This is a genomic window from Paenibacillus profundus, from assembly GCF_021369635.1.
Lineage (GTDB): Bacteria > Bacillota > Bacilli > Paenibacillales > Paenibacillaceae > Paenibacillus_B > Paenibacillus_B profundus.
The window spans coordinates 78,218-91,661 of record NZ_JAJNBZ010000012.1 but is presented as its reverse complement, the minus strand read 5'-3'; the positions used below and the strand labels follow the sequence as shown (position 1 = coordinate 91,661).

The window sequence follows — 13,444 nt, the reverse complement described above, 5'->3', positions numbered from 1 at the left end:
GCACGAATCTTCTTCATAAGGAGGGAACGACATGCCGGTACCAGAGAAAGCGACGGCGCATACCGGATCCCAAGCACAACCGGGCTTTATTCGGCGCGTGATCCGAGACGCCAAGATGAACAAGTATATTTATTTGATGCTGCTGCCCGTTGTCGTGTACTATGCTGTCTTTCATTACGGACCGATGTACGGGATTCAAATCGCATTCAAAGATTACTCCCCGGCCTTGGGATTTCTTGAAAGCCCGTGGGCAGGCATAAAATATTTCGAAGAATTTTTCAACAGCCACTTCTTTTGGAGAATCGTCCGCAACACGCTGTTGCTCAGTTTTTATGAGCTTGTATTCTCGTTTCCCGCACCGATTATATTGGCGTTGCTCTTGAATGAAATCCGCCATCACATGTTCAAGCGCGCCGTACAGACGATTACCTATATTCCACATTTTATCTCTATTGTCGTCATCGTCGGGATGATGGTTGATTTTCTGGCACGAGACGGGCTTATCAACAACATCTTAGGATGGTTCGGCGTCGAAGCTGTCGCCTACTTGCGTGAGCCAGAATGGTTTCGGAGCATCTATATTACGTCTGGCATCTGGCAGGGGGTAGGCTGGGGCACGATCATTTATTTGGCTGCGATATCGAACATCGATCCTTCGCTGTATGAAGCGGCCAAAGTGGACGGCGCGTCGAAGTGGCGCCAGGTGCTCCATATTACGATTCCGGGCATTATGCCGACGGTTATCATTTTGCTTATTCTGCAGATGGGCAGCCTCATGTCCGTCAGCACAGATAAAATCTTGCTGATGTACAATTCATCGACGTATGAAACCGCTGATGTCATTGGCACATACGTATACCGCAAAGGTCTGTTGGAGTCGAATTACAGCTACAGTACGGCCATCGGACTATTCAACTCCATCATCAATTTCGCGCTTCTCATTTTGGCAAACACGGTGAGCCGTCGCGCAAGCGATACGAAGCTGTGGTAGAGGGGGAGCTGCAGTTGATGAACAAATGCGACAGAGGAGGGACCAGCTGGTGAATAAATTGTCGATTGGCGAACGAATTTTTGAATTTTTCAATATCCTGTTCATGATATGTCTTTGTCTGGTCACGTTATATCCGTTCGTGTACGTGCTGTTCGCTTCGCTCAGCGATCCGTCATGGCTCGTTCAGCAGCGCGGACTCATCTGGTTCCCGCACGGATTGACATGGGATGCCTATCGGCTCGTCTTCGAGAATCCGATGATTACGAGCGGGTATTTGAATACCTTGTTCATCGTCGTAGTCGGCACCTTCGTGAACGTGTTCATGACGGCGCTCGGCGCGTATGGGTTATCGCGGCAAAATGTAATGTGGAAAAACCCGATTATGTTCTTCATCGTGTTCACGATGTTCTTCTCGGGCGGGTTGATTCCAAGCTATTTGCTCGTGACCGGTCTAGGCATGCTGGACAGCCTATGGGCGCTCATTGTTCCGGGTGCGGTGAGTGCGTTCAACTTGATTATAATGCGCACGGCATTTCAAGGCATTCCGATAAGTCTGGAGGAATCGGCCAAGCTGGACGGCGCGAACGACTTCACCGTGCTTGTCCGCATTATTCTGCCGTTGTCTCTGCCCGTTATTGCGGTCATGATTCTATTCTACGGTGTTGGGCATTGGAATTCCTGGTTCGGAGCGCTCATATACTTGCGAGACCGTGAATTGTATCCGCTGCAGCTCGTGCTGCGCGAAATTCTGATTACGAACAGTACGGACAGCATGCTCACCGGAGCTGGTGCGGCGGATAAGATGCCTATAGGAGAGACGATTAAATACGCGACCATTATCGTCGCCACCGTCCCGATTCTGCTGCTGTATCCTTTCCTGCAGAAGTATTTCGTGAAAGGGGTCATGATCGGGGCCATCAAGGAGTAAATGGAATGGGGCTATCCCTTGGGTTCTCTGTTGGGAGAGCCCCATTGCTAATGGTGTATGTGGAAACGAATGCTTGAAGCACCATGACAAGGAATCTCAAAGTGCGGGAAGATGTGTCATAGCTGCGCTAGAGAACGCAAAAGGATTGCTAAATCCGCCTAATTTCACCCCTATAGGCTTTTAACAGGGCCGAGGCGGGGATACATTCAATATAATGGAGACGTATCATGATAATAGGGAGGGCTTCTTAATGGGTGATATTGCAGGCGGGTTTGGTTCCCACTTTACGTCTACTGGTGTTATCTTGGTTCTTTTCATCCTGTTAGTAATTGTGTCTCGTGGATTCATTTAAACATTAGCAGTCCCCATAAAAAGAGCTTTATGTGACTCCACCTAGCCGATTTACAGGCCTCGTTGACAATCCTGATGGTTATTCAGGATTTTTTTGTTGCTTGCAATTAGAAGGGAAATAAAACCCGGTGAGGAAGAACTCACACGGCTCTAAGGACCTGTTCAATTCCCTCTGTATCTGCTCCCATCTGTACTGGTCCATCTAATGGAAATTGTATCTATATTGTATCTTTATTAGATCTCAATTATTTTACTATAATATTTATAGCTATATTGAAAGGCATTCAATTCGGGAGGGCTACTTATGTCCGTGATCGTAAGACCTGTTGAACCAAGTGATAAACAAGAAATAACATCCTTGATGTATGAGTATATCGTTGATTTTTATCAAAGACCAAAACCGGCAATAGAAAAAGTACATAGCTTAATTGACACACTGCTTGGAAAAAATAGAGGAATTCAGTTCGCAGCTCAGAAGGAAGGTAAGCTTGTTGGGTTTGCAACCCTTTATTTCACATTCAGTACGATTCAAGCAGATCAAATAACCGTAATGAATGACCTATATGTAATTGAGGAAGCCAGAGGAACCGGGGCAGCCCAAGAGCTGTTTGAAGCCTGTGCAACATTTTCGAAAGATAACGGATATGCTCATATGTCATGGATTACGGCCGCTAGTAATTATCGTGCCCAACGGTTCTATGACAAAATGGGAGGAACCCGTGGTGATTGGATCAGTTATTCGCTCTGAATGTGGCTTCGGTTTCAACTGGTTGAAAAGTAACAAGCCAAGGCATAGTGGCGGCGGGCAAGAATCAATTGGCGGGGAGAGTGCCGTCTAAACATAATGGGGCTGTCCCTTGGGTCTTGTCAGACCCATTGGGACAGCCCCATATGCTTCATGCTGCCAACGTTATGACATTTTGGCTGCTAACATACGGTTTCCGTACGCATCGCGATGCTCGATAGTTATCGTTCCCTGACCGTTTTTCGTAAATATAACCCGCTCATCGATATACTGGGCGGCGAACGTTGCTCCATGTTCAGTTGCCGAGATCGGTACGATTTCATATTTGTACCATGCGCCATGTCGCTTGGCCATCTGCAAGTACAGCTTCTGTTCTTCTTGGGTAATGATGATGATCGAGCCTGGGTGAATGCCGAACTCATGGAATCGGTTGATATAAGCCCCCACCGCAATTTCAACCGTGCTGAATCGCGACAAGCTTGTGAAGGCTTCCTGCCAATCGACGTCTGTGGCATGAGAGCCGTCCGGCTCCCTTCGTTCGTAGATTCCGGTATACCGCTCCATCTCCTTAGCGGTAAGCGCAATCGCCGTCACCGTCTCCGGCATGACTATTTTGTTACCGAATGCGATTCTTGCCAAGTCGCCGCTTATCCGCTCCACCGGCGTAATGTTCACGTTGCTTAACACGATAATAACGAGATCATCATCGACAAACCGATTGAAGTCGGCACAGAAGCCGTTCATCGTGCCATGATGAGCGACGCGCTTCCGTTTCACTCCGTCTATCGTTTCTTCATTGACGACCCAGCCGTATCCGCCGAATATGGGCGAGTATGGTCCAAATATGTGGCGCAGTGATTCTCGGCCGAGAAGTGACTCCGTATAAAGCGCGCGATCCCATTTATATAAATCCGCTATCGTGGAATACATACCGCCTCCGCCGAGAGAGATGGACATGTCGACGTATTCAGCCGGAATGATCTTGTTGCACACCGAGTAACCGGAGGCGAAATGCTTCAACACCGTTCGGCTGTCCTCGACGCCCGAGTCATTCATATTCAGGGGTATGCAGATTCGTTCGACAATATAATCCGCGTAGGACAGCCCTGATACTCTCTCAATGATGGCGCTTAACAATATGAAAGAGGAACTGGTGAGCTCGTCCGTTCTCCCGGCTGGAATTGCAGCGGTTCATGTTGAAAAGACGCTATCGTTTGCTCTATTGGGGAATAGAGACGCATGGTGCGTTCCCAATAACCCGGCAGTCCGGCATAATCGGGAATGCCGGACGTGTGCGTCAACAGGTGATGAAGCTTGATCTCGTTCCCGCACGGATAATCGGGCAAATATTCGTCGATAGCATCGTGGACTGAGAGCAGTCCCTGCTCTTGCAGCTGCATAATGGCCAACGCGGTGAAGCCTTTCGTAATGGAACCGATGCGGAATTTGGTTTGCGGCGTGTTGGGGACCTCGTGTTCCCAATTGGCCATTCCGTATCCTTCCGATAATAAGATGTTCCCTCGGAGAGCGACAAGCGCGGCTCCATTGAAGTGACCATTCCGGGAAAGAGCGTCCATGTACTGATGCAAATAAACGGTCGTCTCGTGAATGGATGCGTTGGTTTCTTTATTTTTCATAAGTGCAGTCCTCCTGTTTCTATCTGGCGCAGGAGCACATCAGGGAATTAGTAACGAATTGGCACGGAGATAAAATTTAAAAGCGGAACGACTCATCGTCTTGTCCGCAGCAGTTGAGTTCAATTGCATACACCCTGCGCTCCTGTAAAGGTCAAAATGGACAGACTTATCCCTTGGAGTGTACACACCAAAAAATAAATCGGTATCCATCATTGAAATGACAATTTACAGCATTGCTGGCATACGTGAATCTCCTTCCAAATATCTCCGTATACGCATCATATAATAGAATCGAAGGAATGGAAAGCACTTCAGGTATTGACAATGTGTATAATTGTCATTTGACAGTTGTCCCAATGCATGTAAAAATAGTATACAACTTTATGATATGAACTTCGGCGACGAGAAGAGTAAGTGATGGGCTGTTCCACAGAGAGTTGGCGTATTGCTGCAAGCCAATGTCCAGCGCATGACCGAATGTCCTCTCCGAGAAGCAAGGCTGAACGACAGTAAGCTTTGCCGGAATCCTCCGTTACCAGGAATGCGTGCATAGTCACGTCATGAGCAGCAACATACAGATCCATACGCAATATTGTTGAATTTGGGTGGTAACGCGGGTACAGACCCGTCCCTTTCTAGGGACGGGTCTTTTTGATCTCATATGTATCAGGGGGAGAGCAGATTGAATCAATCATTAACAAAGAAACATATCTTTTTCACGGGATTAATGCTATTTTCATTGTTCTTCGGGGCGGGGAACCTTATCTTTCCGCCTATCTTGGGACAACAGGCGGGTGACAGCTTCGTTCCCGCCATCATCGGCTTTATCTTAACAGGAGTAGGATTGCCGCTGCTCGCCGTCGTCGCGGTCGCGTTGTCCGGACGCGATATGCAGCATTTGGCCGGGCGGGTGAGCCCGCGATTCGGCATCTTCTTTGCCATCATCGTCTATGTGTCGCTTGGGCCCGCGATGGGGATACCGCGCGTCGCCAACGTGGCGTATGAAATGGGCTTCAGCTCGTTCCTGCCATCACACCATGCATCCAATCCATGGATTCTGTTCGTGTACACGCTCATCTTTTTCGGCTCTGTGTTCTGGATGAGTCTCAATCCTTCGAAGCTGGTCGAACGTATCGGAAGCTGGCTTACGCCCATGCTGCTGTTGTCGATCGCGCTCTTGTTCATCGGCGGGGTGCTGTATCCGATCGGAGAAGGAGGACCGGCTATCAATGAGTATGTCGAGTCGCCCGGATTCAAAGGTTTCATGAATGGCTATCTAACCATGGACACCATTGCGGCGCTGGCCTTCGGCATCATCGTGCTGAATTCGATTCGCGGCCAAGGTGTCACAGAGAAACGGGCCGTCGCGAAAGCGGCCATTCAAGCCGGCCTCATTGCCGGTATCGGACTGTCGCTTGTCTATGCAGCGCTTGGATACTTGGGCGTCACCAGCGTATCGCTCGGGTATTTCAAGAATGGAGGCCAATTGCTGACCGATGTCGTGCTGCACTTGTTCGGCCGTTCCGGGCTGATTCTGCTCGCTGTCATCGTTACGCTGGCTTGTCTCACTACATGCATTGGGCTCGTTTCCGCCTGCAGCCAGTATTTTGCAACCTTGATGAAAGGGATGGCATACAATCGGATTGCGCTGGTCATCTGTTTATTGGGTTTGCTGGTAGCTAATCTGGGATTGAACAAAATCCTCTCGATTTCCGAGCCAATCTTACTTGTCATTTATCCGGTCGCCATTGTGTTGCTCCTATTGTCTTTCGTTCATAAATGGTTTGGCGGTTATTCCCAAGTCTACGCGGGAGCACTTATCGGAACCGTTCTAATCAGCTTGTTCGACGGCTTGAAAGGAGCGAAAGTTCCTATCGAATTCGCCCTGCCGGTGCTTCGGCATATCCCTCTCTATGCGGAAGGGATCGGGTGGTTCATTCCGGCGCTGGCCGGCGGTGCTATTGGTTATGTGATCGGAAAGCTTATGGCGGCTCGTGACAAGCAATCATTCAATCCTACTAAAAATTGACAACGATTCTGTGGCCGTGATACGCTGTTGGCAGCATATCGGGGCCATAACGGAATGTGTGCCACATGTCGATGGTTCAGGGGAGGAATCGGAAGATGAAGCAAGTCATTGTAACTATGAAAAGGCTGAACGAATGCACATATGATCAGGGATTGCAGCTGTGGAATGAAGGGTTTACAGGTTATTTTTCGGATATGACCCGCAATCTGGAACAGCATCTAGCTCACATGAGCGTGAACGGCATTCAACCGCACCTATCGGTCGTCGCTTATGCAGACGCTCAGCCGATTGGATTCGTGCTAATTGCTGTTCGTACCGTGCGCGGCAAGAAATTGGCCTGGAACGGGGGAACAGGCGTAGCTCCTTCCTGCCGAGGTCAAGGCATTGCCAAAGCAATGATGGAGGAAGCGATCCGTCTTATCCGAGAAGAGGGAGTGCATACCGCTTATTTAGAGGTTGTCGCGCAAAATGACAACGCCATCCGCGCCTACCGGCATGTCGGATTTCAAATCACTGATCGGCTAATTGGCATGCGGCATGATGGGGGCTTGGATGCCAATGCTTTCAAGCTTGACCCATCGGATTCGTTCAGCCTGCATTGGGGGAAACCCGTTGAAGCGGCTGACCTGTCTTTTTATAAGGAGGCAGCGGCATGGTCGTCTCAATGGCACAATATTCGCGAAGGACATAGTCTTATCGTCCATGATTCTGACGGAAGTGCTGTGGCATATGCGCTCTATAAACAGGTGACAGACGATTACGGAAAGCTGAAGTCGTTGGTCCTGTATCAGTGCGAGGTCGCCGCTGGCCGAGCAGATAAGGATGCGCTGTATCGGGCGATGCTGTCAGAAGTATACGGGCCGAATTACGCGGAATGTGACCGGATGGTGTACAATGTATCGTTTGAACCGGAATTAATCAGCTTGCTGCTGGAAGCAGGATTCACGACGATATTTGAGCAAAATTTGATGGTGTTGGAGCAGGAATGAGTTCGATAAGGGACTCTGCTTCGAATGCTGAGGCCAGCCAGAGGAATCTGGCTGGTTTTTTTTATCAGCTGTTCACATATTCATAAAAATCGCCAAAAATGCATGAAAAACTACAATTGGAAATGAAAGCGCATGAAATGTTTTGATTTTAGCTGCAATCGAGTCGGATTTAGAAAAATATGTGCAAATAGAGTACTTTATATTATGTCGTCAATTTAATATGATGAAGATAATGTATGGAGCATCTTGGAAAAAATCCTCGTAAGATGCTTGAATGAGTACTCCCCCTCATATTAACTCATTCTCAATTACATTGAATGGCGCTTACTATACAGTGAGCACCGAGTTCAAATACGGTTGCAACCCGCTCCCTCATTGCAGCCGCTCCTTATCTAATGAAATGTAGAAATGAAAGAACGATAGAAGATGGTAGATGGTAGGCTCGTTAACACTAACAGCTAACGGGTATGCTGTGCTGTGTGAAAGTGTGAAAAGAAACGCAAAGTGTGCTGAAAGCAGTTGCTTATGACAGATCGTACGGGAGGAAATCAGGTGAGATTGACACCTCGAGAGCAAGAAAAGCTGATGGTCGTAGTCGCGGCTGATCTCGCGCGAAGACGCAAAGACCGTGGTCTGAAGCTGAACTATCCAGAAGCGGTTGCGCTGATAACGTATGAAATTATGGAAGGGGCCCGTGACGGCAAGACAGTTGCTCAGTTGATGAGCGAAGGTGCCACAATTCTGTCGCGATTAGATGTGATGGATGGCATTGCCGAAATGATCCCCGATATTCAAGTGGAAGTGACGTTCCCCGATGGGACGAAGCTGGTAACGGTTCACGATCCGATTCGATGACTGACGCATCATTACGTATGGACCGAACAAGTAATACACATCCAATCCAAGGGGGAAGCAGAGTGATTCCAGGGGAATATATTTTGCGTGACGATGAAATCGTTTGCAATGACGGGCGCAAGACGCTTGCCATCGAAGTGCTGAATGTCGGCGATCGTCCGATACAGGTCGGATCGCATTTTCACTTCTACGAAGTGAATGCTGCGTTGCAATTTAACAGGGAAGCCGTTTTTGGCATGCATTTGAACATTCCGTCCGGCGCGGCCGTACGCTTTGAACCAGGAGATGCCAAGGAAGTGGTGCTGGTTCCGTTTGCCGGAGAACGTAAAGTTTACGGACTGAACAACTTGACGGAAGGATCTTTGGACGAGAGAGTGCTCGTTGCCACTAATTATACAGAATCATCAACTGCATCCGAAGCTGTGGAAACGGGGGCGGAACAATGAGTTTTCGCATGTCGAGACGACAATATGCGGACATGTTCGGACCGACGACAGGCGATGCGGTTCGTCTGGCGGATACCGAGCTGTTCATTGAGATAGAACGCGACTACACTCGATACGGAGATGAGTCGAAGTTCGGCGGGGGCAAGTCGATACGCGACGGCATGGGACAGCATCCGCTGATTACGCGTGAAGAGGGAGCGCTTGATCTGGTCATTACCAATGCGATCGTGGTCGATTATACGGGCATCTATAAGGCGGATATCGGAATACGCGATGGCAAGATTGCGGGGATCGGCAAGAGCGGAAATCCGCTTGTCATGGATGGCGTTGAGTTAATTATCGGGGCCAGCACCGAAATTATTTCCGCCGAAGGGCTTATCGTAACCGCAGGAGGCATTGACACGCACGTGCACTTCATTAATCCGCATCAGGTGGAGCATGCATTGGCTTCCGGGCTCACGACGCTTATCGGCGGTGGAACGGGTCCCGCGGAAGGATCGAAAGCGACGACGTGCACCTCCGGCGAATGGCATATGCAACGAATGCTGGAAGCTGCGGAGGGCTTGCCGATTAATGTCGGATTTCTCGGCAAAGGCAGCGGCGCGCGCGAAGAGCCGATGGCGGAACAAATCCGGGCCGGAGCGATCGGCTTGAAGGTGCACGAGGATTGGGGAGCAACGGCCTCAGCGATCGATCATTCCCTGCGGGTTGCGGACAAGTATGATGTTCAGGTGGCGCTTCATTCCGACACACTGAATGAAGGCGGATTCGTCGAAGATACGATTGCTGCCATTAAAGGCAGAATCATTCACACGTATCATACGGAAGGCGCAGGCGGAGGGCATGCGCCCGATATGATTAAAATGGCGGGGCTTGCCAATGTGCTGCCATCCTCGACCAATCCGACGAGACCGTTCACGATCAACACAGTGGATGAGCACCTCGATATGCTAATGGTCTGTCACCATCTGGATCCAAGCGTGCCGGAAGATGTCGCCTTCGCGGACTCGCGTATCCGCAGCGAGACGATAGCAGCGGAAGATATATTGCACGACTTGGGTGTGTTCAGCATGGTAAGCTCGGATTCCCAAGCGATGGGCCGTGTGGGGGAAGTGGTCACAAGAACATGGCAGACCGCAGATAAGATGAAGAAGCAGCGCGGTAAGCTGCATGAGGATTGCGGTTCGGTCGGAGACAATTTCCGGATCAAACGGTATATAGCGAAATATACGATTAACCCGGCGCTGACTCACGGAATCGCGGATTATGTAGGTTCGGTTGAAGTCGGGAAAATCGCCGATTTGGTCATCTGGCATCCAGCTTTCTTCGGCGTGAAGCCTGAAATGGTGCTGAAGAATGGATTCATCGTTCAAAGCTTGATGGGCGATCCGAATGCGTCCATTCCGACGCCGCAGCCGTACATTTATCGGCCGATGTATGCCGCAGTGGGGAAAGCATTAGCCCGCAGCTCCATTACGTTCGTATCACAGGCCGCACTGGATGCGGATGTGCCTGCGAAGCTTGGCCTTGACAAGATCGTGCTGCCGGTTCGGGGTATCCGCCGAGTGACGAAGCAAGATATGGCTCTGAACGGGGAAACGCCGGACATCCATGTGGATCCCCAGACGTATGAAGTGAGGGTGAACGGGGAGCTGCTTACATGTGAGCCTGTTGATGTCGTGCCAATGGCACAGCGTTATTTCTTGTTCTAATCAGGGTGGCCTGACTTGTGCTTGTCAATAGCTTTCATTAGAGGAGAGTGTGAATATGATTATAGAGCAAATTGTTGGCCGGCTGGAGCAGTTGGAGCCAGAAAAACGAGCAAGCCGTCACATGGAAAAAGTGTACATGCCAAGCGAGGATATGCTGAAAAAAATTCAGCGAGTGACGACCGATCACGGCACAGAAATCGGAATTCGTCTGACCCAGAAAGCCGATCTCGCCGACGGTGATATTTTGCATATGGATGAGAACAACATGATCGTCATTGAAGTGCTGCCTGACGATGTGCTCATCATCAGCCCGAGAACGATTCAGGAGATGGGTGAAATTGCTCATAAGCTGGGGAACCGTCATTTGCCCGCACAATTCGAAGGCTCCCAGATGATCGTTCAATATGATTATCTTGTGGAAGAGCAGTTGACTCAAGACGGGATTCCGTTCGCGCGTGAGAAGAAGAAAGTGAAGCAAGCGTTCCGCTATGTGGGACACAAGCACTGATTCGCTGCTGTCGCTTCTGCAGTGGTGTGATTCGAACTTTCCTTCGGGAGCCTTCAATCATTCCTTCGGCTTGGAAACGTATATGCAGGAGGGCAAGGTAGTCGATAAAGCCACCTTTGCGGATTGGCTGGCCATGTATGTCAATGAACAGTTCATCTATTCCGATGGATTGGCCTGCCGACTTGCATTTGAAGCACTGACAGACAGTCGTCTAGATGATATATGGGAATTGGACCGGTTAATGACAGTCCAGAATCTTCCCCGTGAATCAAGAGAAGGCGCACGCAGAATCGGGGAAAGAATGATTAAGCTCGGAACAGAGCTTTACGATTGTCCGCACCTGCAACATTACCGGGAACGTGTGGAAGCAAAGCGTGCGTTCGGCCATCCGGCTATCGCGTTTGCAATCATTGCCCGCCATGTTGGCGTCTCGAAACGGACAGCTGTACTGGCACATCTGTATTCCTCCGTCTCCAGCATGGTTCAGAATGGCGTGCGGGCCATTCCGCTCGGACAGACGGAAGGTCAGAAGCTGCTATACGAGTTGCAGCCTGTGTTCCAGGAAGCGGCAGAGAGGTTGGAAGAGCTGACTGGCGATGACATTGGCATCGTATCCCCTGGTCTGGAGTGGTCTCAGATGAAGCATGAACGGATCCATATCCGACTATTCATGTCGTAATACAAAGGTATTGCATAACGCCCAGCAAAGACTGATAGGGAAAGAAGGAGTACAATGAAACCGGTAAAAATAGGGGTAGGCGGTCCAGTCGGGGCCGGAAAAACAATGCTTGTCGAAAAAATGACACGGCGCATGCATGAACAGTACAGCATGGCGGTCGTTACCAACGACATTTACACGAAGGAAGATGCGAAAATTTTAATTCAGACCGGTGTGCTGCCTGCCGACCGGATCATCGGTGTGGAAACAGGCGGCTGTCCGCATACGGCCATTCGTGAGGATGCGTCCATGAATTTCGCAGCGATCGACGAATTGATCGCACGCCATCCTGACGTTGAAATTATATTTGTGGAGAGCGGGGGCGATAACCTCGCGGCTACGTTCAGTCCTGAGTTGGTTGATTTTTCGATTTATATTATCGACGTCGCTCAAGGCGAGAAGATTCCGCGAAAGGGCGGTCAGGGGATGATCAAATCCGACTTGTTCATTATTAATAAGACCGATTTAGCTCCTTACGTCGGTGCCGATTTGAAGGTGATGGAAGCGGATACGCTCGCCTTCCGCGGCAACAAGCCGTTCTTCTTCACGAATCTGAAAGACGAGTCGGGCTTGGATGAGGTCGTCGATTGGTTTCAGAAAAATGCGATGTTAACAGGATTAGAATAAGATGCAGCGGTGGACGGGAATGCTGCGGCTGACGGCTGAGAACAGACAGGGGAGAACGGCTGCCGCACACGTGTATCATCAAGGCGCTTACAAAATAGCCCGTCCCATGTACCCGGATGATACCGGTCAGGTCTATTATTATGTCATGAATCCGGGCGGGGGGTATGTCGATGGAGACCGGTATTTGATGGAGCTGGAGCTGGGTGAGCACGCGCAGGCGCTCATCACGACGCAGTCGTCGACGAAAATTTACAGGACGCCCCATCAGCCAGTGCTGCAGCTGAGCGAGGTTGCTTTGAAGCATGGAAGCTACCTTGAGTGGCTGCCAGACCCGATTATCGCTTATCGGAATGCCCGTTACGAACAGCGTACGGTCATCCGTATGGAGAGAAGCGCATCACTTATATGTGCGGAGATTATAACTCCGGGCTGGTCGCCGGACGGAGCGCAATTCGCCTACGATGAATTGGCGCTCAAAACGGAAATTTATATGGATGAGCAGCAAATTTTGTTCGACAATGTGAAGCTTCGTCCACACGGCAAGCAGATGCTGAGCATGGGGCGTATGGATGGTCAGACCCATCTCGGTTCGATGTTCGTTATCGGTGAACAGGCAACACCAGAGTTCATCGAGCAGATGTGCGATGAGATCGGACTGGACACGCTGCCTGGCCGAATCGGCTTGTCCCAGCTTATTGTTCCGGGATTTGCGATTCGGATGCTAGGGAATTCGACGCAGCAAATGGAAAAGGTGTTCGGAATTATCATCAATTATGTGCGTCAGCAATGGTTCGGCAAAGAACGCTTGGCGTTGCGAAAATATTGAGCGCGTCTGCAACGTGCGCCTGCGGGTAGATATCAAAATGAGACATCAGCATGCAAGCGGTGATGAAAGAGGACCGCTTGCA

Annotated in this window: 15 protein-coding genes and 1 other annotated feature; of the genes, 13 read left to right on the top strand and 2 right to left on the bottom strand. The window is 49.9% G+C overall.

Translation table 11 applies throughout. The features are described from left to right. Positions 1-31 precede the first annotated feature (31 nt). From LQV63_RS15720 to LQV63_RS15705, 4 genes are all read left to right on the top strand, one after another. Positions 32-991, top strand: coding sequence for an ABC transporter permease (locus LQV63_RS15720; protein ID WP_233697430.1), 960 nt, complete (start codon positions 32-34; stop codon positions 989-991). A gap of 103 nt (positions 992-1,094) precedes the next feature. Continuing rightward, positions 1,095-1,919, top strand: a complete 825-nt coding sequence (locus tag LQV63_RS15715) for a carbohydrate ABC transporter permease (RefSeq protein ID WP_407672929.1) — start codon at positions 1,095-1,097, stop codon at positions 1,917-1,919. 250 nt (positions 1,920-2,169) lie between these two features. Then, positions 2,170-2,271 (top strand): hypothetical protein, encoded by a 102-nt coding sequence (locus LQV63_RS15710; RefSeq protein WP_019424551.1) that lies wholly within the window; start codon positions 2,170-2,172, stop codon positions 2,269-2,271. A gap of 303 nt (positions 2,272-2,574) precedes the next feature. Then, the gene (locus LQV63_RS15705; RefSeq protein WP_233697429.1) at positions 2,575-3,018 is read left to right on the top strand and encodes a GNAT family N-acetyltransferase; all 444 of its coding nucleotides are present in this window, start codon (positions 2,575-2,577) and stop codon (positions 3,016-3,018) included. Between the two features lie 162 nt (positions 3,019-3,180). Here LQV63_RS15705 and LQV63_RS15700 read toward each other — a convergent pair whose 3' ends face one another. After that, entirely contained in the window at positions 3,181-4,152 is a 972-nt protein-coding gene (locus LQV63_RS15700) for a serine hydrolase domain-containing protein (RefSeq protein WP_267934068.1), read from the bottom strand. Further along, on the bottom strand, positions 4,146-4,652 hold the full coding sequence (locus LQV63_RS31450; protein ID WP_267934067.1) for a serine hydrolase domain-containing protein: 507 nt from the start codon (positions 4,650-4,652) through the stop codon (positions 4,146-4,148). Before LQV63_RS31450 ends, LQV63_RS15700 begins: the two co-directional genes overlap by 7 nt. Positions 4,653-5,041: 389 nt before the next feature. Continuing rightward, positions 5,042-5,288: a binding site (T-box leader), on the top strand. Between the two features lie 46 nt (positions 5,289-5,334). Between LQV63_RS31450 and brnQ the strand changes: the two genes are divergently transcribed. From brnQ to LQV63_RS15655, 9 genes are all read left to right on the top strand, one after another. Further along, positions 5,335-6,681, top strand: a complete 1,347-nt coding sequence (gene brnQ / locus LQV63_RS15695; RefSeq protein ID WP_267934066.1) for a branched-chain amino acid transport system II carrier protein — start codon at positions 5,335-5,337, stop codon at positions 6,679-6,681. Between the two features lie 95 nt (positions 6,682-6,776). Further along, on the top strand, positions 6,777-7,670 hold the full coding sequence (locus LQV63_RS15690; protein WP_233697428.1) for a GNAT family N-acetyltransferase: 894 nt from the start codon (positions 6,777-6,779) through the stop codon (positions 7,668-7,670). Between the two features lie 552 nt (positions 7,671-8,222). Then, on the top strand, positions 8,223-8,525 hold the full coding sequence (locus LQV63_RS15685) for an urease subunit gamma (protein WP_233697427.1): 303 nt from the start codon (positions 8,223-8,225) through the stop codon (positions 8,523-8,525). 62 nt (positions 8,526-8,587) lie between these two features. Further along, entirely contained in the window at positions 8,588-8,971 is a 384-nt protein-coding gene (locus LQV63_RS15680; RefSeq protein ID WP_019424557.1) for an urease subunit beta, read from the top strand. Further along, the gene (gene ureC, locus LQV63_RS15675) at positions 8,968-10,683 is read left to right on the top strand and encodes an urease subunit alpha (protein WP_233697426.1); all 1,716 of its coding nucleotides are present in this window, start codon (positions 8,968-8,970) and stop codon (positions 10,681-10,683) included. The genes LQV63_RS15680 and ureC overlap by 4 nt, the downstream gene beginning before the upstream one ends. A 55-nt stretch (positions 10,684-10,738) precedes the next feature. Then, complete coding sequence (gene ureE, locus LQV63_RS15670) at positions 10,739-11,191, top strand: urease accessory protein UreE (protein WP_233697425.1); 453 nt, start codon at positions 10,739-10,741, stop codon at positions 11,189-11,191. After that, positions 11,172-11,870: an urease accessory protein UreF gene (locus LQV63_RS15665; protein ID WP_233697424.1), complete on the top strand. Its 699-nt coding sequence runs from the start codon at positions 11,172-11,174 to the stop codon at positions 11,868-11,870. Before ureE ends, LQV63_RS15665 begins: the two co-directional genes overlap by 20 nt. Positions 11,871-11,924: 54 nt before the next feature. Further along, positions 11,925-12,536, top strand: coding sequence for an urease accessory protein UreG (gene ureG / locus LQV63_RS15660; protein ID WP_019424561.1), 612 nt, complete (start codon positions 11,925-11,927; stop codon positions 12,534-12,536). 1 nt (position 12,537) lies between these two features. Beyond that, the gene (locus tag LQV63_RS15655; protein WP_233697423.1) at positions 12,538-13,362 is read left to right on the top strand and encodes an urease accessory protein UreD; all 825 of its coding nucleotides are present in this window, start codon (positions 12,538-12,540) and stop codon (positions 13,360-13,362) included. The last annotated feature ends 82 nt before the right edge of the window (positions 13,363-13,444 follow it).

Bases quoted from the DNA above. Each gene is read 5' to 3' on its own strand.
- LQV63_RS15720 (WP_233697430.1), top strand. From the start codon at position 32: ATGCCGGTACCAGAGAAAGCGACGGCGCATACCGGATCCCAAGCACAA.
- LQV63_RS15715 (WP_407672929.1), top strand. From the start codon at position 1,095: ATGATATGTCTTTGTCTGGTCACGTTATATCCGTTCGTGTACGTGCTG.
- LQV63_RS15710 (WP_019424551.1), top strand. From the start codon at position 2,170: ATGGGTGATATTGCAGGCGGGTTTGGTTCCCACTTTACGTCTACTGGT.
- LQV63_RS15705 (WP_233697429.1), top strand. From the start codon at position 2,575: ATGTCCGTGATCGTAAGACCTGTTGAACCAAGTGATAAACAAGAAATA.
- LQV63_RS31450 (WP_267934067.1), bottom strand. From the start codon at position 4,652: ATGAAAAATAAAGAAACCAACGCATCCATTCACGAGACGACCGTTTAT.
- LQV63_RS15690 (WP_233697428.1), top strand. From the start codon at position 6,777: ATGAAGCAAGTCATTGTAACTATGAAAAGGCTGAACGAATGCACATAT.
- ureC (WP_233697426.1), top strand. From the start codon at position 8,968: ATGAGTTTTCGCATGTCGAGACGACAATATGCGGACATGTTCGGACCG.
- ureE (WP_233697425.1), top strand. From the start codon at position 10,739: ATGATTATAGAGCAAATTGTTGGCCGGCTGGAGCAGTTGGAGCCAGAA.
- LQV63_RS15665 (WP_233697424.1), top strand. From the start codon at position 11,172: ATGTGGGACACAAGCACTGATTCGCTGCTGTCGCTTCTGCAGTGGTGT.
- ureG (WP_019424561.1), top strand. From the start codon at position 11,925: ATGAAACCGGTAAAAATAGGGGTAGGCGGTCCAGTCGGGGCCGGAAAA.
- LQV63_RS15655 (WP_233697423.1), top strand. From the start codon at position 12,538: ATGCAGCGGTGGACGGGAATGCTGCGGCTGACGGCTGAGAACAGACAG.